This window comes from Larkinella knui (genome assembly GCF_003858645.1).
Taxonomy (GTDB): Bacteria; Bacteroidota; Bacteroidia; order Cytophagales; family Spirosomataceae; genus Larkinella; species Larkinella knui.
Genome location: NZ_RQJP01000006.1, coordinates 142,632 through 163,700, shown reverse-complemented (window position 1 = coordinate 163,700; position 21,069 = coordinate 142,632). Strand labels below are relative to the sequence as shown.

General features: G+C 52.9%; 11 protein-coding genes. 4 read left to right on the top strand and 7 right to left on the bottom strand.

Annotation, left to right across the window (positions count from 1 at the left end; translation table 11 throughout):
* Window positions 1-6: 6 nt before the first annotated feature.
* From EHT87_RS26625 to EHT87_RS26605, 5 genes are all read right to left on the bottom strand, one after another.
* Window positions 7-993: a hypothetical protein gene (locus EHT87_RS26625; protein ID WP_124909835.1), complete on the bottom strand. Its 987-nt coding sequence runs from the start codon at window positions 991-993 to the stop codon at window positions 7-9.
* Window positions 994-1,236: 243 nt separating this feature from the next.
* Window positions 1,237-2,970, bottom strand: coding sequence for a RagB/SusD family nutrient uptake outer membrane protein (locus tag EHT87_RS26620; RefSeq protein ID WP_124909834.1), 1,734 nt, complete (start codon window positions 2,968-2,970; stop codon window positions 1,237-1,239).
* A 42-nt stretch (window positions 2,971-3,012) separates the two neighbouring features.
* Window positions 3,013-6,462: a TonB-dependent receptor gene (locus tag EHT87_RS26615; RefSeq protein ID WP_124909833.1), complete on the bottom strand. Its 3,450-nt coding sequence runs from the start codon at window positions 6,460-6,462 to the stop codon at window positions 3,013-3,015.
* Window positions 6,463-6,672: 210 nt separating this feature from the next.
* Window positions 6,673-7,788: a FecR family protein gene (locus EHT87_RS26610; protein ID WP_124909832.1), complete on the bottom strand. Its 1,116-nt coding sequence runs from the start codon at window positions 7,786-7,788 to the stop codon at window positions 6,673-6,675.
* Between the two features lie 308 nt (window positions 7,789-8,096).
* Window positions 8,097-8,705, bottom strand: coding sequence for an RNA polymerase sigma factor (locus EHT87_RS26605; RefSeq protein ID WP_124909831.1), 609 nt, complete (start codon window positions 8,703-8,705; stop codon window positions 8,097-8,099).
* Window positions 8,706-8,969: 264 nt separating this feature from the next.
* Here EHT87_RS26605 and EHT87_RS31775 point away from each other — a divergent pair, with 264 nt between their 5' ends.
* The 3 genes from EHT87_RS31775 (at window position 8,970) to tamL (ending at window position 16,626) form a co-directional block, all read left to right on the top strand.
* Window positions 8,970-9,095 (top strand): hypothetical protein, encoded by a 126-nt coding sequence (locus EHT87_RS31775; protein WP_262707763.1) that lies wholly within the window; start codon window positions 8,970-8,972, stop codon window positions 9,093-9,095.
* 206 nt (window positions 9,096-9,301) lie between these two features.
* Entirely contained in the window at window positions 9,302-14,314 is a 5,013-nt protein-coding gene (locus EHT87_RS26600; RefSeq protein ID WP_229321380.1) for a translocation/assembly module TamB domain-containing protein, read from the top strand.
* Complete coding sequence (tamL, locus tag EHT87_RS26595; RefSeq protein WP_124909830.1) at window positions 14,311-16,626, top strand: translocation and assembly module lipoprotein TamL; 2,316 nt, start codon at window positions 14,311-14,313, stop codon at window positions 16,624-16,626. Before EHT87_RS26600 ends, tamL begins: the two co-directional genes overlap by 4 nt.
* A 13-nt stretch (window positions 16,627-16,639) precedes the next feature.
* Here tamL and EHT87_RS26590 read toward each other — a convergent pair whose 3' ends face one another.
* Both EHT87_RS26590 and EHT87_RS26585 read right to left on the bottom strand, forming a co-directional pair.
* Window positions 16,640-18,166, bottom strand: coding sequence for an RtcB family protein (locus EHT87_RS26590; RefSeq protein ID WP_124909829.1), 1,527 nt, complete (start codon window positions 18,164-18,166; stop codon window positions 16,640-16,642).
* Window positions 18,167-18,226: 60 nt separating this feature from the next.
* Window positions 18,227-19,348 (bottom strand): slipin family protein, encoded by a 1,122-nt coding sequence (locus EHT87_RS26585; protein WP_229321378.1) that lies wholly within the window; start codon window positions 19,346-19,348, stop codon window positions 18,227-18,229.
* 569 nt (window positions 19,349-19,917) lie between these two features.
* Between EHT87_RS26585 and EHT87_RS26580 the strand changes: the two genes are divergently transcribed.
* Window positions 19,918-20,967: a helix-turn-helix transcriptional regulator gene (locus tag EHT87_RS26580; protein ID WP_124909828.1), complete on the top strand. Its 1,050-nt coding sequence runs from the start codon at window positions 19,918-19,920 to the stop codon at window positions 20,965-20,967.
* Window positions 20,968-21,069: the final 102 nt, after the last annotated feature.

The window sequence follows — 21,069 nt, the reverse complement described above, 5'->3', positions numbered from 1 at the left end:
GATGAATTAGCGAGTCGATGCGGTTTTAGGTAGGGTGTAATAGTCGTACGAAATTTTCCACCTGAACGTCTGTCCCGGTTCGGCTTTTATCTGAATATACGGTTCGGGGCAAACCGTTGTGTTGATGGACCAGAACGCCAGTTGCACGATGGGCTGATCACCAACGACGCGGACACCAGCGCCGGTTTTGCGGTTTTCAACGCGAAAATCATAGTCTTTCGCCGAGTCGCCAAAACCGGTCAGGTAACAGTGGGTACTTTCGCCTTTGGGCAATTCGTTCAGATACACAAACCGGTTGCCCTGAATCGTAGCGAAGGTGCCGATGCCCCGCGTGGGTTTTATTTGTAAATCGAAAGGAAAGGTAACCGAAACATCCGGGCCGGTGGGCTGGTGGTCCAGCATGAAGAAGTTGTGATCATACACCGTCGTTTCGATGGTTTTCGGTCCGGTATTTTTCAAACTGTGTTCCAGAACGAGTACCGGTTTTCCCTTTAGAAGTTTGACGGTTTTCTGGTAAACATACGAATACCCGGCGGCATCGCTCAGTTCGTGCGTGAAAACCACCGCATCGCGACCGGTTTTGACAGTCCGTTTTCCGGGATTGACAATGGCATACGGTGTGGCAAAACGATACGGTGCCTCCTTCGATTTTCGCAGCGAGCCGACGCCAATCTTCAGGAAATCGCCACCCGGTTTGGCTTCGTCGTACCCGATGGGCGTGAATTCTTCGACCGGGCCGCTGATGGCGTCGTGCCCTTTCGGATCGTTTTTCTCAAACCACTGACCGAAATACGAATGGTCTTTGTAATCGAGGCTGGCAATCACGCCCGACCAGTCGAACCGGACGCCCTGGTAATACCCGCTGACCGAATCCGGCAGATAGAGTTTTGCCCGAATAATCCCGTTGGTAATTTCCGTCTGCGGGAAGGGCGGCAGGAGAGTGGCGCTGGCCAAACCGAGGAGAATGCCGATAAAAACAACGATTTTTTTCATACGAAAAACTAACCCCAATAGATTCTATTGTGCAGCCGAATCACCCCGGAGGGATGTCCTGTTAATAGCCATCCGAATTATGATTTATATGCAAGCTCCGGAGGAGCGTCCTAGATAGCGGTTTGGGATTTCAGGACGCTCCTCCGGAGCTTAAAACGATTGATCGATCCGCTATGCTATTAACAGGACACCCCTCCGGGGTGATTTAGCTGCACAATAGACATTTTGGGTTGAATGAATTGATCAATACCCCGGATTCTGCTTCATCTTGACGTTCGAATTGATTTCGTCGATGGGAATGGGCTGCGCATAATCGGTGGCTTCCCATTGAATGGTGCCGCCCCGAATCCGCTGGTAATAAGCCGCTTCCTGTGGACCCAGCTGCCAGCGCCGGACATCGATCCACCAGTGACCTTCGCCGAACAATTCCGCCCAGCGTTCATACTTGAGCGGGTCGGCTTTGAGCACGGCGTCGGGCGCTTTAGTGGCATCGGTCAGGCTTTTGTAATCGACCGGCGATGCGGCATTGACCGGATACCCGTACGCCCGCCGTTTCACCTTGTTGATGTATTCCAGCGCCGTGGCATTATCGCCGGTATGGGTGAGCGTTTCGGCATACAGCAGGTAGACATCGGCTAACCGCAGCAGCAGGATGTTGTTGCCATTGGCCATATTGAGTTCGGTTTCCGTGGCATCGATGCTGAGGTATTTGCGGAAGCTCCAGGCTTCCATATCCATTTCACTGATGTCGAGAAAGTGCGAAATAGGCCGTTTTTTGCCGTTGACCACCATGCTGTCCACGTACGGCTGCCAGCAGGAAACCCACAAACGCGGATCGACGGTTTTGTTCTGACGGGCCTGAACGGATCGGGTGATGTAGGCCGGATCGACGTTGGTGGCCAGCGGTTGGGTGGTTCCCGGTTTGAAGTAATGTCCCTCATTGAAGCCGAAGCGGGCGAGGTTTTTGGCGTGCGGAAACACGTTCGACCAGGCCGAAGCCGCCGGCAGGTTGTTATCGCCCACATACGTTGGGGCCAAAACCATCCCGATGCTCGATCCCATCGACGTTTCCGTGTTGCCGCGGGCGGTCAAATCCACGTTCAGATTCATTTCCAGCAGCGATTCGGAATTGAATTCGTTTTTGCCGTTGAACATGTTCTTGTACACATCGAACGCAACGAGCGACTTGCCGCTGTTGTTGATCACATCCGCCAGCGAGGTTTTGGCGTTGTTCCAGTCCTGCGTATACACATACGCTTTACCCAGAGCGGCTTTTACCGCCCAGCCGCTGATCTTGTGCTTGTCGTTGGCACCTGTCCAGGTTTTACCCGCCAGCAGGGTTTCCGCCGATTTCAAATCGCTGATGATAAAATCCCAGACCTGCTTTACGGTGGCCCGTTCCACCTGCGTTTGGTCAAGGCTAGTGGATGCTTCGGTGATGATAGGAACCCCCATTTTATCACCGCCCTGGCCGTTGATGATGAAGGCTTCACCCCAGATCGTAATCAGATACTGATAATACCAGGCGCGGAGGAAAAGTGCCTGACCTTTCATGAGGTCAATCGCCACTTTATCGGATTCCAGCGTTGCTTTCGGACGGTATTTTTCGATGTTGACCAGCAGTGTATTCGCCCGCTGAACCCCTTTCCAGGTATCCCGCCAGGTTTCCGACAGAAAACCGTCGTTGGGCTGCGAGTTGTTCTGACCGAGTTGAATCCAGGTGGGTGTTCCCTGCCAGCTCAAATCAGTGGTATGATCCCACATGTAAAAACCTTTGCCGTAAATATTGTGGCCGAAAAGGCCCGGCGTATGCTGCGTACCGTAGACGCCCGTCAGCAACTGCTCCAGATCCGTCACCGTACCGGGGTAATTGTTGGTGGAAAGCGCACCGGGATTGGTCACATCGATAAAATCTTCTTTACAGCCGGCCAGACCGAGCAAGGCCATAAAGAGGGTAATTTTCAGAAATGGCTTCATCGTATGAAACATAGTTGTATCAACTGAGTAAGATCTGGTGAATTAGAAAGTGGCATCGATTCCCATCGACATCAGTGTGGTGCGCGGGTAGGAATAAATCGCGTCGATTCCGCGTCCGGTTGTTCCGTTCCGGCCCAGCACTTCCGGGTCCATGCCCTTGTACTTGGTCAGCGTCATCAGGTTTTGCCCCTGGAGGTAGATGCGAAGGCTGCCCATTTTGATCTTGCTGGTAATCGCCGTCGGCAGCGTGTAGCCAATTTGCAGGTTACGCAGTTTCAGATAAGCTCCGTTTTCCACGAAATAATCCGAGATGCGAGTGTAGTTGGAGTTCGGGTCGCGGATGTAGTTGCCGGACGCATCCTTGTAGCCCACGCGTGGCCGGTCGGTCAGGCCGTTTCCGTTGAAGAAAGACGTCTGGAAAATGTCGTTGGTGGTGTTGTAATCCCCCACGAAAAACTGCGTGTAATACCGGTTGGCGTTGTAAATATCCAATCCCTGCACACCCTGAAACAAGGCCGAAATGTCGATGCCTTTCCAGCCCAGATTCAGCGTCAGGCCGTACGTCATTTTTGGCCAGGGAGTTCCGATGTAGGTTTTGTCGTCGATCGTGATGCGGCCGTCACCGTTGGTATCTCTGAATTTGAGGTCACCCGCGCCGGTTCCGGCAGCCTGGTAAAATACGCCCGTTGTGGGCTTTCCGGCGGCTGCGGCTTTTTCCTGCGCCTGCTGGTTGAGTGTCGTTACTTCCGCATCGCTCTGGAAAATGCCTTCCGTGATGTAGCCGTAATACTGACTCATGGCGTATCCGGCCTGCGTGCGGGCGATGGTGCTTTCCAGGTAATCACCGCCCGTTCCGTCGTTGATCGGGTTGTTGTTGGTGCCACTCAACTGCTTCACCAGGTTCTTGTTGAAGGCCGCATTGGCGGCAATGCTGTAGGTGAAAGCGCCTTTTTTGCCCCGGTAGTCAACGGCTATTTCAAGCCCCTTGTTGCTCATCTGCCCGATGTTGGTGTACACTTTGGAACCCGCAAAACCCGCTGAATTGGGAACCGGCACCTGATAAATCATATCCTGGGTCTGGCGGCTATACCAGTCGATGACCAGATTCAGGCGGTTATTGAACAGCCCGATGTCGGCCCCAATATCGGCCTGGTTCACCTCTTCCCACTTGATGTTTTCGTTGGGCAACTGGGCGGTCAGGGCGTATCCTTTAGAACGGCTGCCGTCCGGTAATCCCTGAATGTTGGTGCCGCCCGTACCGCCGTAAGACGCCTGATAGGTAAACTGCGGAATGTTGCTGGTGCTTCCGAGTTTGCCATAACTTCCCCGGATTTTAAGATTCGAAACGGCCGGAATATTCCGCATAAACGCTTCTTCGGTTACCCGCCAGCCTACCGAAAACGACGGGAATACACCCCAGCGGTTGGCGGGACCAAACCGGTCGGAACCGTCCCGGCGGATGTTGGCCGTAAACAGGTATTTGCCAGCGTAGGTGTAATTGATCCGGCCGAACTGTGACAAAAGCCGGGTTTGCGGGTATTCGCCACCGCTGGCGCGGTAGGTGCTGGGGTCGGTGCTCAGGCCCAGGTTATAGGTAATAATCTGAAAGCCCTGCGCTTCGGCCGTTAAATTGCTCAAATCCTGTTGAAAGGCTTCGTAACCCGCCATCGCCTTGAATTCGTGCTGACCAATGGCTTTGTCGTAGGTCAATACGAAGTTGGCCGTCAGGTTGCGCTGATTTTCCTGCGTCCGGGTTAAGTAGGCGAGGGTGTTTTTAACAACGCCAAAATCATGCGCTTCCCGGAACAGATAGTTCCGGCGGCTGTAGATCGACGCCCCGAAGGTCGAGCGGAAGTTTAACCCTTTCGTGATTTCCCAATCGGCATATAAATTTCCTTCGAGCGCATACGTATCTTCCAGCCGGTGGTGAATATTTTCCCAGCCAACCAGGTTTGGACCGGTGAAAAACGAACCGGTTTTGGCCCAGCCACCGAACGGATTCGTTTCGTCCCGAACCGCCACCAGGGGTGCCGAGCGGAAGGGAAACGTGGTGCTTTGAACGGGATTCGTACTGGTTTTCCAGGCAAACAGCGTTTCGCCGATCTTCAGGCGTTTGTTGATCTTGAAATCCGCATTGGAGCGAATACCGTACCGTTCAAACGAGTTGTCGATGATGGTACCGCCTTCGCGCTGGTAATTGGCCGACAAATAATAGTTGGCTTTGGCCGATGCGCCCGCCAGCGAAAGCGAATAGCTCTGCTCTTTGCCGTTCTGGAAAACTTCGTCGACCCAGTCGGTATTGGGTAAGGTGGCCGGATCGCCATATCCGCTCGTATTGACCCCAAAAGCCTGTTTGGCTTTGATATAATCCGCCGTATTCAGCATTTTGTACAGATTCCGGGGCTGACGAACGCCGTAGTACGCGTTGAAGTTGATGCTCATTTTGTCCATCTGGGTTCCCCGCTTGGTGGTTACCAGCACGACGCCCCCCGCAGCCTGGGCTCCGTAAATGGCGGCTGCACTGGCATCCTTCAACACTTCGATGGACTCGACATCCTGCAGGTTGAAGTTGTTGCCCGCGCCCATCCGGATTCCATCCACAATATAGAGGGGCGACATGCCGCCGATGGAGCCAATACCGCGGATGACGATATCGGAGCTTCCACCCGGTGTGCCGTCCGGACGCGTTACCTGCACCCCGGCCGCCCGGCCCTGCAAGGCTTCATTGACGCTGCGAACGGGAAGGTTTTTGATTTCCTGCGCTTTGACGGACGATACCGAGCCCGTCAGGTCCGACCGTTTCTGCGTGCCGTACCCGACCACGACCACTTCGCTGAGGTTTTTGGTATCGGTCAATAAGCTGACGTTTATCTCCGTCCGGTTACCCACCGTAATTTCCTGGGACGTATACCCGACAAAACTGAACACCAGAATGGCGTCGCCCGTAAGCAGGTTCAGGCGGTATTGACCATTGCCGTCCGTGGTCGTACCGCGCGTGGTGCCTTTTACCACCACACTCACTCCCGGAAGACGAACACCGGCTTCGTCAGAAACCGTTCCCGCTATCGTTTGGTCAACAGCGGCTGCGTCGTTGTTGCGCAACACCTCTTCCGCCGACGGAATGGGCAGCGGTTCCAGATTGAGAATAATCTGGCGACCTTTTACGTAGTAGGTCAAACTGAGCGGTTTCAGTAATTTATCCAGTATTTCGCTCAGCGGTTGGTTAGTGGCGTTGAACGATACGCGCTGATTCAACTGCACCAGGGCCGAGCGGTAGGCAAAGCGAACGTCGGCCTCTTTTCCGAGCTGGCTCAAAACCGTCTTCATGGGCTGGTTGGTGGCCTGGATCGTAATGCGCTGATCCATGATTCGCTGCGCTTCAACCGGGCGGGCAAAGGCCAGTCCGGTGAACAGCGCGGCCAGGAGTAACTGGTAGAAAGTCAATTTCATAAAGCTACGCAACAGGCTAAGCGGTTGTCGAAGTTTTTTCATACTTTTGGTTGTTTTTTGGCTGTTTGGGGTTACGAATAGACAAAAAATACCCTTCTTCATCCTGGATGAGGTTGCTTAAAAAGGGTTTTGTAGGGTCAGTGATGCTGGTACCATCATTGACCTTTTTTTGTATTGCACGGGTTAATCAGGCATAGGCGAGGGGATTAAGGGTCGAGATGGTACAAAAATGTATAGGGTTTAGGAATAAGTTCAATGGCATCCTTTGCTGGTAATGACAATCTGCCCGTCCAGCATCTCATACGAAGCCCCGATAATCTGACAAATGACATCCAGCCGCTCCAGTAAATTCTCTTCGTTAAACGTCACGTTTACCAGACAGGCCGCCAACGCTTCTTCGTCAAAAAGCAGTTTGATTCCGTAGGTTCGCTCGATACTCGAAAACACTTTGGCAACGGGAGCGTCCTCAAAAACCTGCTCGCGGCTGGGCCGGTTGGCAATCAGAGCCGCCGGTTTTTCAACCAGCGCCTTCACCAGCTTATTATCTTCCAGGGTATACGTCATCTGCTGGTTTGGGGTCAAGACCACGCCCTCGACGCGCCGGAGACCGGATTGCTGCGCCAGTTCATAATCCTTCTGCGAATACACCGAAACCCGCCCGGTTTTTACCATCACTGTTACGTCTTTTTCGCCCCTGTAAGCCCGCACTAAAAAGCTGGTCCCCAGTACTTTGGTAACGGTTTTGTTGGCATAGATTAAAAACGGTTTGGCCGGATTCTTCATCACGTCGAAGAAGGCTTCACCACTGAGGTAAACCGTGCGTGTAGTGGCGTCGAAATGATTCGGATAACTCAATCGGCTGTTGGGATTCAGCGTGACCACGCTGCCATCACTCAGCAGAATATTGATCGCTTTCGGACCGGTATTGACTTTTTCCTGAAGCGGTATCGGTACGGTTTTCGTCAGGTATTCGTACGGATCCGGCGCTGGTTTGGGAACGCGATTCAGGTAAAGCCACGTACTGATGCCAACCAGCAGCACCGAAGCCGCTGCTGCCCAGCGCCACCAGGATCGCCGATTGAGCGGCAGCACCGGTGCCTCCGACTCGGCATCCCGGTGTTCGACGGCTTTGTTCATCAACTTCGTCAGTTCATGCGTCAACCGGTCGTCGGAAGCATCGTCGCGGTAATGGTCGTCCAAAGCCCGAACCAGCTCCCGGGCCTGCCGAACCACATCGGCGCGATCCGGATTCTGAGCCAGCCACCGATTCCAGAAAACGGCGGCTTGCGGAGAACCCTCCGCCGTCCACTGTCGGAATGACTCATCGAACAGGAAGTCTTCAGCTTCGTACGTTCTATAATTAATCATTGAGTAAATAGTATTCTAGGGCTTCTGCTTCTATAGTGCCGGATTTGGTGGGGCAATACTCAAAAAGAGGATATTTTTTTTGGAGAAAATTCAAAAGTGGCTTCAATCAGATTGAAATACGCGAAGAAGGCTGTTCATCTTACCCCGGCGGGGTTTGCTGTTAATAGCATTTGGGCCGTTCGCAACGTTTCCAAGCTCCAGCGGAGCGTTCTACGAACAGGCCAGGACGCTCCGCTGGAGCTTGGTGTCCCAACCCATAGGATTGCTATAAACAGGTGGCCCCGGCGGGGCCAGAAGAGGGTCGGGATTTACGCTAATCGGACCATTTCCAGAAAAACCAGCAACAGACTGGACGACCATTGGTGGCGGAGTTCTTTGAAGGTTCGATGAAGCAGATTGGCCACGCTTTGCCGCTCCAGGCCCATGATCTGGGCGATTTCGTGATTTTCCAGATTCTGGTAAAACCGCAGATACAACACTTCCTGCTGGCGTTTGGAGAGCGACGCCATGAGCTGGTGCAACAGGCGGGTTTGTTCCGTCTGGTTTTCGTCGTCAATAATCTGCTGTTCGATGGAGTCGGAAAAGGGCAGTTGAGCTGGCTCCGATTCGTCGAGGTGAACAGCCAGATTTTGGGGAAGAACTTTTAAAAGTTTATACCGGAGGGCTTTCAGTAAATACGTTTTGACAAATACCGCATCGCCGACGGTCGTTCGGTGATCCCACAATTCCAGCAGCAAATCCTGAATGGTATCCCAAACCAGTTCAGAATCCGTCGTGAGCCGCAAACCGTAGTTATACAAACTGCGGTAATGCACCTGGGCCAGTTCGCCGAAAGCCAGTTCGTCACCGGCTTTGAAGCGTTGCCATAGTTCCTGGGGTGCAAGGGTTTTATAATCAGCGGCAGTAAAGCGTTCCAATGGATGATGACCGTCAAGGACTAACTTTAATTGTACCAAATGTAGTGTTATTTTAACACAGATGGTATTTTGTGGGTGAAATCTATAATTAAAAGAATTTAAAATATGCCCATCCGCGAGGCTGAAAAAAGACCGGACGCCGGAAGAAAAGCAAAAAGCAGCAGACGGCTTTAAATAAACCGGCAGATGGCTAACTTTGATGAATTATTTCTTTCAGAACTGACGGGTTCAACACCGGGATTGATCTAACGAATAAGCCACACCATGAACAACCGTTTTAAAATATGGCTCAAGCGCGTCGGCTGGCTGGGTTTTCTCTTCTTCCTCATCAAAGGCCTGCTCTGGCTGCTCATTCCCTATTTGATTGCGAAAGGCGTTTTTTCGAAATAAACTAGTGCCAGAAAGCCCGATAACAATAACATAATCACTTTCCAGGCGGTTTAGTGGGTAACGGAAAGGGGACCGGATGCAAGGCCGGACGGTTTTTTTAATGGAAAGATGACCCGCTATCCAACATTCATCGTCTAAAGTGCGTATTAAAGAGAGATTAAGACGGAATGTAGGCGATTGGCTACCCGGTGACTGATAAAAGGAACGTGAAAAAATTTCTGACGGTTTTTTTTCTTGCCATACTGGCCCTGATTTTTCTGGTAATTGGCTTTTTGGGAGTTGTCGCTACGACCTCCTGGGGGCAGGAATTTGTGACCCGCCAGGTGAACAGTTACCTCGCCGGAAAGCTGAAAAGCCCCTTTCGGATCGGCCGGATTACGTATGATATTCCGGATTATGTCGGCCTGGAAGATGTGCTGTTTATTACTCCCAAAGGCGATACGCTGCTGGCGGGCCAGAAGCTCCGGGTTGATCTCGATATGATGGGGCTGTTAAAAAACCGGGTTGCCCTCAACCAGATCGAACTCGAAAACATCCGGGTGAACCTGAACCGGACCCTGCCGGATACCGCCTTCAATTTTCAATACATTATCGATGCTTTCGATACGGGTGGACCCGCCGAACCCGTCGATACGACAGCCACTCCGCTGGACATCAGCCTGACCGGAATTTCGCTGAAAAACGTTCGGATTCGCTACAAGGACGATGTGGTTGGAGCCGATGTCGGCGCGTACCTCGACAGCCTGCGCGCTACGTTCGATGAAACCAACGTGGCCAAATCCCTATACCACCTTCGCGATGTCAACGTCGACGGACTGGTGGCCACCACCCGGCTGTATAAAGGCATCGATACGCCCGAAACGCCGACTACCGCATCGCCAGGCGATACGCTCGATTTGAAATTAGGTACCTGGAAATTGACCCGCACGCGCTGGGATGTTAACGTGGAAGAGGCTGATTTCCAAACCAAAGGGACGGCCGGGCGACTGGCGATGAACGCTGATTATTTGTACCTGGAGGGGCAACGCATCAGGATCAAATCCCTCGAACTCGAAAATTCGGACATAACCGCTATCCTGACCAAAGCGACTAAAAAAGCAAGTTCGCCCACCTCAACAACGGCCGCCACTGCCGACGGTTCGGGCGGCTGGCAAGCCACCATCGGGCGGGTGGCGCTGGCCAAAAACCGCATCCGGTTTGATGACCAAAACCAGCCTAAACAGAAAACCGGCCTGGATTACGGCCACCTCGATCTGCGCGATTTGTCGCTAACCGCTCAGGCACTCCACTATACCCCACAACTGATTTCCGGGAAGTTTCGCGGAGGTCGTTTCCGCGATCAAAGCGGTTTTGCGCTCCAGCGGCTCGATGCCGACGTCGTTTATAGTGACACGCTCACGTCCGTCAACCGGTTATATGTGCAGACACCCCAGACGCTCATCCGCGATCAGCTGATTCTGCGGTACGATTCCATCGGTCAACTAAGCCGTCCGCGCGAAGCCGGGCGCGTGGGGGTGCGGGTCAATCTGAAACAAAGCCGGCTGGCAGTGGCTGACATTTTGCAACTGGCTCCTTTTCTGGCCGATACACCCCCGTTTTCCGGAAACCAACAGGCGGTTATTCGCGTCAATACGCTGATGCGCGGGACCCTGGCCAATCTGAGCATTCCGACGTTTGAACTGGATATGCTGTCGGGAACGCGGCTGCGGGCCAGCGGTCGATTGCGCAATGTGACCGACATGAACCGGATGGCAATGGACATTAACCTGACTGAAGGTTCGACGCAACTTCGCGACATTCGGCAACTGGTGCCCAAAGGAACCTTGCCGGATTCGTTCAACATTCCACCCAAACTCCGGCTGACGGGCCGGTTTCAGGGTGAACTCGACAACCTGAATATCAAGTCTGCGCTGCAAACCGACTGGGGAAATGTCGATTTCGATGGCAACGTCCGGGGTTTTGTGGCCGGCAAAGGCCAGGCTTATAAAGGAACGCTGGCCCTGGCGAATTTTGAAGCCGGACGCTGGCTGAATCAGCAGGGAATGATCGGGAGTATTACGGCCGATGCTACCGTCGATGGCCACGGAATCGATCTCAAAACCATGCAAACCGCTTTCCGGCTCAACGTCCGGCAGGCAGAGTTGAACGGCTATACTTACCAGAATTTTGCCGCCGAAGGCGAACTGGACCGGGGCACGCTGGATGTAAAAAGCACGCTCGACGATCCGAACGCCAAACTGGCGCTGAATTCGCAGGTGGGTTTGCTGACCACCTACCCCAGTATAAAAGGTGGAATGACAATTGATAAACTGGATGTAACCGCGCTGAAGTTCTATAAAGATCCGCTCAGCGTGGAAGGGCAGATGCGCTTCGATTTTACGTCTACCGATCCGGTCAATCCGGTGGGAATGCTGACGGCCCGCGAAACCGTTGTCCGACTGAATGGAAAAACCTATCCGTTGGATTCGTTCTACGTCAAAGCCGCCACGGAAGGTGTTCGCAAAATTGTGGAGGCCCGATTGCCGTTTGCCAAAGTGAACCTCGACGGCCAGTTTGAATACACGCGCCTGTATGACATTGTTGCCGGTGAATTCAGTAAATACATCGCCTTGCCTGATCTGACGTACAATCCGGTGAATCCGCCGTACAGTTTCAATATTACGATGGCGGTCAACCAGCACCCGCTGCTGACGGCTTTTCTGCCCGCGCTCACCCGAATGGACCCGGTCACGCTGAGGGCCTACATCGATAACACGCGGGATACGACTTTTCTGGCGTCGCTCAAAACCGGCACGATCGAGTATGATACCATGCGGTTTCAGGCAGTAACGATGGGACTTCAGGCCGTCGCGGGTCGTTTGACGGTGCAGAGTCAGATCAACGCCGTTCATACGGCCCAGGTCGATCTGAACGTGACCCGATTCAACGCCGAAGCCATCAAAAACCGCCTGCATTTCGACATTATTTCGGAAGATTCAACGGGCCGCGCCTGGTATGCTTTATCCGGAAATCTGGGGGTAGCCGACCGGGCCTATCAGTTTCGTTTCAACCCGGACGGCATGATGACCAATTACCAGCGCTGGACGGGCGACACAACGGGGTACATTCAATACAGTAAAGAAGGCATTTTAGCCAACAAGTTTTTACTCCAAACCGGATCGCAGAAAATTCTGGTCAACAGCATTGCTCCGCAACCGAATGCACCCCTGGAGGTGAAGCTGGAGAACATTGATCTGACAAACATGGCCAAACTGGCCAATCAGGACACCACGATGGCGGGCGGATTGCTGAATGGCGATGTTGTGCTGCGGAATGTGATGACCAATCTTTCGTTTACCGGTAATCTGACCGTCGATAGTTTGAAAGTAATGGCCAAGCCGCTGGGAAATCTGACGGCCCGTTTCGAAAACACGACGGATCAACGGATTTCGACGGAAATTGCGCTGACGGGTGCTGGCAACAGGGCGCGGGTATCGGGATTTTACAAGGCGTCGGACCCGGCGAATGCGCTGGATTTCAAAATCAATCTGGATGAATTGAGCGCCCAGACGATCGAAGCGTTCAGTTTCGGGCAATTGCGGCAGACTTCGGGCCGGTTGCGCGGGCAGGTCGATGTGTCCGGTTCAATGGATCAGCCCCGGATGAATGGATCGATGTTGTTCGATTCGCTGGCGTTCAATGTGGCGTATCTGAATGCCACATACCGGATTGACGACGAAACCATCCGGTTCAACGAGAAAACTATTACGTTCCAGGATTTTAGCATCCGGGATGCCTTAAACCGCAGCCTGACCACCAACGGAACGATAACACTGCGGAAACTGCCCGACGTGGCGTATAACCTGCGCATCAATGCCACCAATTTTCAGGTGCTGAACGCAACCCGGAAAGACAATGATCTGGCGTACGGAAAAGCGGCCATCAGTGCCAACCTTACCGTTCGCGGCAGCGGCACCAGCCCCACCATCGGTGGTTCGGTCAAGCTGGAAGACGACAGCAAGGTGACGATGGTTTTGCCCGATCAGACGGCGTCGGCCAACGAAGCCCGCGAGATCGTTACGTTTATCGATCACAACGATACACTGGCCTTGCGGAAGTACCTGACCGTAGCCAGGCCAGATACGGCTTTACCCCGAATTGCTTTTCGGGAACTGAGCAATGCTCAGATTGACTTAAGTCTGGAGGCCACCGAAAAATCAGAAATTACCGTCATCGTCGACGAACTCAACGGCGATAATCTGCGCATCAAGGGGAATGCCCGTTTGAACGTCGGCATGACCCAGAGCGGGGCCATTTCGCTGCTGGGCCGGTATGATGTAACCGAAGGAGAATATTCGCTGACCTATCAGGTCCTGAAACGTACATTTTCCATTCAGAAAGGCAGTTTCATCACCTGGACCGGCGATCCGTTACGGGCCCAGCTCGACATCACCGCGATTTACCAGACCACGGCGGTGCCCTCCAATCTGATTGCTAACGAAACCAGCGAGCAACTCCGGACGGCTTCCAAACAAAAAATACCGTTCAATGTTTTGCTGAAGATGAAGGGCCGTCTGGCGGCTCCCGACATCAGCTTCGATATTGTGATGCCGGAGGAAGATTTTCTGGCTTCCCGCACGGTAATCGATGCCGTGAATTCCAAGCTGACGCAGTTACGCAACGATCCTTCGCAGTTGAACAAGCAGGTCTTTGGATTGATGGTATTGGGCAGCTTCATTGCTGAAACCTCCTCCAGCTCGTCCGGGGGCGGAATCAATACCGAAGAAATTGCCCGCAGCAGCGTCAGTAAAATCCTTTCCGATCAGTTGGAGCGCTTTGCGTCCAGCCTGCTGAAAGGATTCGATGTCGATTTTAACCTGCTTTCATCGACCCAGTCGGCACAGGCCAATAACACGGTGGGGTCCCGAACTGACCTGAACGTGGGCGTTTCCCGCAGCTTCTTGCAAGGGCGACTGACGGTTTCGGTCGGGCGAAACTTTGTGCTCGAAAGCAATCAGAATACGATTACCCGCAATCCAAACGAGGTATTTGATAACCTGTCGTTAAACTACAATATTACCCGCGACGGTCGGTACATGATGCGCGGCTATCGCAAGAGTGATTATCAGGCGGTATTGGAAGGATACGTAATCGAAACGGGCATTGGCTTTGTGATTACCGTCGACTACAATCAGTTGAATGAGATATTTCGTAAACCGGAGGAAAAAGTGAATCAATGAAAAAGGGTCTACTCTACATATCTTTTTTCCTCCTTCTGACGGGGTGCCACATTGCCCGACACATTCCGACCGGCGAGAAACTGTACGTCGGCACGGACATTAACGCTCAGGTCGATTCAACCGTTTCCAAAACCGAAAAAGGCCAGATTGAAACGGCATTGGCTGAAATGGCGCGTCCAAAGCCCAACAAGACCTTGTTCGGCTATCCGTTTCGGGTGGGCTTATACTACTGGGTAGGCGAGCCTAAAAAGGAGAAGGGATTTCGGGCCTGGTTCCGGCGGAAACTCGGTGAAGCCCCGGTTTTTGCCAGCGCTAAAGCCTTGTCGTCCAACTCCGCGATCTGGATGTCTTTTCTGGAAAACGAAGGGTATTTCCGGTCAACGGTTTCGGGTAGTTTAAAAGAAGACGGCTACAAGGCCACCGGCGTTTATCAGGTGCAGGTCCAACCGCGTTATTACATCGATTCGGTGGCTTTTCTGATGGATTCAACTACGTTGCGAAAGCCGATGATCGAAATTCGAAAGCGATCGTTGCTGCAAAAAGACAATCCGTACCGGTTTGATCTAATAAAAATCGAACGGGAACGCATCGCCGATGCCTTGCAACGCCAGGGCTTTTTCTACTTTCAACCGGATTACCTCGCGGTATTGGCCGACAGCGTCCAGGGCAATCACCGGACCCGTCTTTATCTGGCTGTGAAGCCCGAAACGCCCCCAGCCGCCTTGCTGCCCTATTCGGTTCGGGATATCTATGTCTATCCAAATTACAGCCTTTCCTCCAATACGACGAACCGGGACACGTCATTGAGCCAGGCCGTTCAGTTTGGCAAACTCAATATCGTGGATCCGGCCGGTATTTATAATCCCAAACTCTTCCGGGATATTATTGCTTTACGGCCCGGGCGACGCTACAACAGCCGGGCGCAGGACCAGACGTTGTCGCGGTTCATCAACGTGGGGTCGTTTAAATTTGTCCGGAACCGGTTTGAGCCGGATCAACAGGGCGACTCTGCGGTACTGGATGTTCATTATTACCTGACGCCCTATCCTAAAAAATCGGCCCGGCTTGAAGTGGCCGGTACCAGTCGCTCCAACAACCTCGTGGGGTCGCAGCTCTCGCTGAACTGGCGAAACCGGAATGTATTTGGCCGCTCGGAGCTGTTTACCATCAGCGCTAATGCCGGAATTGAGTTTCAGGTCGGTTCCCGCGGGCAGGGCGTGGCCAATTACCGGTATGGCATTCAGAACAGTCTGACGTTTCCGCGGCTGGTGTCTCCCATTCCCATTAAATACTACCAGCGCGGGCAGGCATTGCCACAAACGATTATTTCCCTGGGCTACGATTTGATTGTTCGGGGCGAACTGTATCACCTCAATTCCTTTCTGACGACCTATGGGTACTCCTGGCGGAGCAGTCCGCAGACGGAGCACATCTTTCAGCCTATCAGCATTAACTACGTCTTGCCCTCCGGTTTTACGGAAAAATTCTACGCGCTGGAAGACGACCCCAGTACACGGCAGCAATACATCAATATCCTTCGTTCCGAACAGCTTATTCTAAGTACATTATATACGTATAATACCGGCTCATCGCCCCGCACAACGTCGGCGTATACCCACCGGTTGAGCATAAATGTTGAACCCGCCGGGAATCTGGCATCTCTGCTGGTTAACAAAAAAAATGAATTGGGAGAAGAAGTGATTTTTGGTGTGCCGTATTCGCAGTTTATTCGAATGGATTTGGATAGTCGGCATTTCTTCAAGTTATCGCCGGGCATGACCTGGGCCAACCGGTTTTTCGGCGGCTTTGGTATTCCCTACGGCAATTCCGATCAGTTACCCTTTGTCAAACAATACTTTGTGGGCGGGGCTAACAGTTTGCGGGCCTTCCGGCCCCGGGCCGTTGGGCCGGGTATCTTTACCCGAAACCTCGATGGTACCGTGCAGCTTCAGGACGGCGGGGGGGATATCAAGCTGGAATTTAACACGGAACTGCGCCCTAAATTCAATAAATACCTGCAGGGGGCTTTATTTCTGGACGTCGGCAATGTCTGGATGTATTCCGACAACACCTTGTACGGGGCCGGAACGCAGTTTAAATCCGACTTCTACAAGCAACTGGCCGTGGGTACCGGTGTTGGCCTGCGGATCGACGTATCCTATTTTGTCGTCCGGTTTGATTTGGCGTTTCCCCTCCGCAAACCGTGGCTACCCGAAGGCCAGCAGTGGGTTTTTGATCAAATCGATCCCGGCAACCGGGCTTGGCGCCGGGACAATTTGATCCTGAATGTGGCCGTTGGCTATCCATTTTAATGACCATTTTCGCTTAATCTTCCCGCCCTTCCTTGCGGTTGGCGTCGGCCATCCGGACGATTTTTGGCGTAAACTTTGCCAGAACCGACACCAGATCGCGCTGGGCGTCGAGAACGGTTTCGATGTTTTTGTACACCATTGGGGCTTCGTCCAGGTCCCCGCCGATCAGTTGAATATCCGCTTCTCTTAAAGCCGTGTTCCATTGGGAGCGCGTCAGGGTATTGAAGGCCTGCGTCCGTGACATCAACCGGCCCGCTCCATGTGAGGCCGAGTTCAGCGAATCCGCGTGGCCCCGTCCGCGAACCACAAAACCGGGTTGCGTCATCGACCCCGGAATAATGCCCAGCACACCAGCACCGGCAGGCGTAGCGCCCTTGCGGTGCACAATGACGTCACGACCGTCGGCCAACTGCTCCTTCCACGCGAAATTGTGGTGGTTTTCAACCATCGTCAGCGGCTTTTCACCCAGTGCTTTCGCCAGTTTACGGTGAATTTCGTGGTGATTGGCGGAGGCATAGTCACCGGCCAGATTCATGGCAATCCAGTATTCCTGGCCTTCCTCCGTGTTCAGATCCAGCCAAGCCAGATGAGCTGCCTGTTTAGGCAAGCGGGTTTTCTGCATCGCCAGTTTGGAATAGTAATTGGCGACCGTACCACCAAAACCGCGCGAACCGGAGTGCGACAACAACGCCAGGTATTCGCCCGGCGGCAGGCCCAACTGGTCGTCCTGTTCAGGCACGTCCACAATTCCCCATTCCACGAAGTGGTTTCCGGTACCGGAGCTTCCCAGTTGCCGATACGCCTTATCTTTCAGGTCACGAATGACCTTCGTTGCGCTCCATTCCGGCAAGTCCATGACGCTCTCGTCGAACTTTTCGCGGGTTTCGCCCCCCATTCCAAATTTGGTTTTCTCCACTAATGCTTTCTTCAGCAAATCCGGCTGACGTTTCAAAAAAGCCGGGGGCAGATCGAACACCGACAGACACATGCGGCAGGCAATATCGACCCCGACGGCAAACGGAATAACCGTATTGGCTTCCGTCGCCAGAACGCCCCCGATTGGCAGACCGTAGCCCTGATGAGCATCGGGCATAAGCGCCCCGGCTACAGAAATCGGCAGGCTGGCCGCTGTTTCCATCTGTTTCAGAGCACCCTCCTCGATCTGCTCACGACCAAAAACCGCATACGGCAGGGAATCGGTACGCAGGTCAACGGTGCGATCTGCCTGTTTTTCACTGACGCCCAGCACATACGGAGCCGGTTCGGGTGGCAAATACGTCAGGCCAATTTCACTCAGTGGAACCGCAATTCCCTGCTTGTTCAGTGCGTAAACGGCCTGAGCCAGGTTGGTGACTTTATTTTTGGAAAAAGCGAATTTTTTCGGATTATGAAGCATCTGCGCCAGCAAACCCATCACTTTTTCTTTCGGAAAACTGGCGCGTTGCATCAACCCGTTGGCCACACGCAGAAAAGGCGTTTGCAACGATTCCGGGATGGGCCCCAGCGTAAGAATATCTTCAATTTGAACCGATGTTTCCATGATTTTACGGTTTACCCGACCCTCCCGAAAGATCAACACGTTCGGGAAGGCCCAGGAGTTTTACAAAATTTGCCGATCTGGCCGACGGACGAGAATTTCCTTCAACTGATCGACCATCGAGCCGCTGTTGGAGACCGAAATCGAACCAATCTTGTCCGCAATTTTTTCGACGTACTCCATCTCTTTCAGTTTCCAGAGCATCTCGTTGTCCTCCATAAGTTTGGCGGTATTCAGCAAACTGCGGGTCGATGCGGTTTCTTCCCGGCGCATGATGCTGTTGGCCTGTGCTTTCTTTTCGGCCATCAACACCTGGTTCATGATGTCGCGCATATCGCCCGGCAAAATGATGTCACGCACGCCACCACCCCGGAGTTCGACGCCCAACTGGGCTGCCGTTGCCGCCGTTGCCAGGAGGATGTACGGGGCTACCTCGCCTTTCCTGTCCAATAACTCATCGAGCGTCAAACCGCCAATGTATTCGCGCAACGCTAACTGGACCGAAACGTACAACTGCTTCTCGTAGTCCTTGTTTTCAACCAGCGCTTTTATCACATCCTGAACGATATATTGGACGAAGAAGCTCAGCCGCAGCGACGCTTTGTCTTTCGTCAGGATTTCCTGTCCCGCGATTTCAACCTGTTGCTGGCGCGTGTCGACCTTGGTAACGTGGACAGGAATGGTATTTTTCCACCAGTAATAAGTGCCGGGCGTTAGAATCCGGTCAAACTTCCAGTCGATGAACAGGACCCCTTGTTCGTAGGCTTCAACCGTATGGGTTCGCACAAAAGCCGACAGCGGTTGGGGCATCAGCGAAAGCAGGTTGATAGCAGCCGGGATCTCAAGCTGGCTCAGATCGGCCTTGATGTAGGAATACTGTTTTATACCCTTCCAATACGCCCAGCGACCTTTTTGCAGAATGGTCTGGAAGCGGTCACTCTCGAATTGCAGGGCAATCTCGTTATCTTTGACCTCAATCACGTCGAGCCGATCGGCAATCGCCGGATACGACAGCAATGCCGTCAGGTCGCAGGGCGGGTTCTGCAAGAGGGAGCCCTGGTCGTAAACCGAGACGCTTTCACCCGGCCAGATCCAGTGGTTTCCGGCCGAAAGCAATCTTTTAAATTCGCCATGTTTAAACACCAGCCCGATTTGGCGGGACAGAACGCGTACGGTTTTCATCATTTTATGAACTAAAAAAAGAGTGTCAATTTTATAGACCGTTCGGAGCTACCCGTTTAGGCAGAGCGGAAATCCGTTGGCAGTTGTCCTGATACGAAGGTTCGGAAAAAGCAGGTTGGCAGCAGAATTGTCCTGGCACTCAATGAAATTACCAGGAGCACTCCAAGCAACTCAACGCTTTCTTCAAAAACAACGCACGCCCGACAAGTGCGGTAAGGATCTGCTGGCGCTGGCCAAACTGTTACCCGTTCATTCGAACGTGCAACGGGGTAGCTCCTGCCGGTTTTATACAGCAAGGGGCCTTTTTAGAAGTCGCCGTCTTCTCCATCCACCGGATCAACGTGTCAAGTTGAAGCAGGAGTCGAACCTGCATTTTGGGGATAGAAAACATTCCTGGCCAACAGCATATCGGAATCAGCCAGAGGCTGCGATACTATGGGGCTATTCAGAAACCCGCATCTGGTTTGGCCATTGACGTTTCTAATCCGCTACAAAGATTCCGGGTACCTGCGCAGTGTTTTTGCGTAGTTCAGAATATTTGTCGATTTTTCTCAAAAAATTCAGATTGCTCCATGCCTGTCAACCGGAATGCCCTAATTCGTTATAAAACGCTGGATGCCTGTCTGCGAAACCGGCAACGCAAATGGACGCTCGACGACCTGATCGAGACGGTATCGGAAGCGCTTTATGAGTATGAGGGAATTGACAAGGGAATCAGCCGACGTACCATTCAGGCCGATTTGCAACTGATGCGGAGCGACAAACTCGGTTATTTTGCGCCGATCGTCGTTCTGGAGAAAAAGTATTATACCTACGAAGATCCTACTTATAGCATCACGAATATTCCGCTGTCGGATGGCGACTTGCTTCGAATGAACGAAGCCGTTGAGGTGCTGAAACAATTCAAAGGGTTTTCGCACTTTGCGTCCCTCAACGAAGTCGTTCAGAAACTCGAAGATCACGTGTATTCGACCGTCCGGAGGTCGGCCCCGGTGATTGATTTCGAGAAAAACGAAGGCTTGAAAGGACTCCATTTCCTGGAAGAACTGTATCAGGCGGTAATTCAGAAACGGGCGCTTCAAATCCAGTATCAATCTTTTTCGGCGCGGCTTCCGCAGGTCTTCACCTTTCATGTCTGGTGGCTGAAGGAGTTTAAAAACCGCTGGTTTGCGGCCGGGGTTCAGAAAGAGAACCAAAAACAGGGTATTCTGCATCTGGCGCTGGACCGCATGCTGGCGATCACCCCCGCACCGGATGCCGATTACATTCCAAACCGGCACGTTGACGCGGATTTGTATTACCGCGATGTAATTGGCGTGACGGTCAGCGAGAATCTGCGCGCTATGTTGGTAAAGTTGTTCGTTACCCGTCTGCATGCCCCCTACGTGGAGACCAAACCGCTTCACCATTCCCAGCAGGTAGTTGAACGAACGGCTGAAGGCATTGTCATTCAGCTCCGGGTGCAACACAATTATGAACTGGAGAAAGAGATTCTGGGATTTGGCGACGGCATGATCGTAGTGGCACCCGAACGACTTCGGGTAGCCATCCGGCAGCGCTTGCAAGCGGGCCTGAAGGCCTACGAAAGCGAATCCCCGCAGCCCGATGCAACGGCGTCGTAAGCCGGGGCTTTTAAAACCGGTAGGGCTTCATTTCCTGTCTATTAACTTTTAGAATAGTCTTTGCAATAGTTTTGTTTTTCCACGCCAAATTCCCTATCTTTG